The sequence below is a fragment of the Desulfonatronum sp. SC1 genome (genome assembly GCF_003046795.1).
Taxonomy (GTDB): domain Bacteria; phylum Desulfobacterota; class Desulfovibrionia; order Desulfovibrionales; family Desulfonatronaceae; genus Desulfonatronum.
In genome coordinates this window covers 1-443 of record NZ_PZKN01000157.1, presented here as the reverse complement: position 1 = coordinate 443, position 443 = coordinate 1, and the positions used below count along the sequence as shown (strand labels likewise).

1 protein-coding gene is annotated in these 443 nt (G+C 65.0%); it reads right to left on the bottom strand.

The window, feature by feature from the left end; all coding sequences use genetic code 11:
* Positions 1-117: 117 nt before the first annotated feature.
* Positions 118-443, bottom strand: a 326-nt coding sequence (locus C6366_RS18745) for a tRNA-dihydrouridine synthase (protein ID WP_199221610.1), incomplete at its 5' end; no start/stop codon positions are given.

Sequence of the window (443 nt, the reverse complement as noted above, 5' to 3'; positions counted from 1 at the left end):
GTGGTGTATTGCTTGAGTTGTTCCAGCTTCGAAGTCATGGCGAGGTCTTGTCAGGTGGGTTCTTGGGAAGAAGAATTCCCCGACCTTACCCGAGCCGCAGGCGCGGCTCAATGGGAGCTATCGCCCCGCCAGAAGTTCCAGCGCCTGGTCGAAAACCCGCAGCGGATCGGCGGCCTTGTGCACGTCCACCGAGAGCAACTGGCGGAATCGCCGGGAGCCGGGGAAGCCCTGGGCCAGGCCGAGGATATGGCGGGTCACGTGATGCATCGCGCCGCCTTCGGCCTGGTGTCGCTCGATGTACGGACGCAGACGGAGCAAGGCCTCGCTGCGACTGAGCGGCGGCGCTTCGCTGCCGAACAACTGGCTGTCCACCGCGGCCAGCAGGTAGGGGTTGTGGTAGGCCTCGCGACCGAGCATCACGCCGTCGAAGGTCTGCAGGTGCT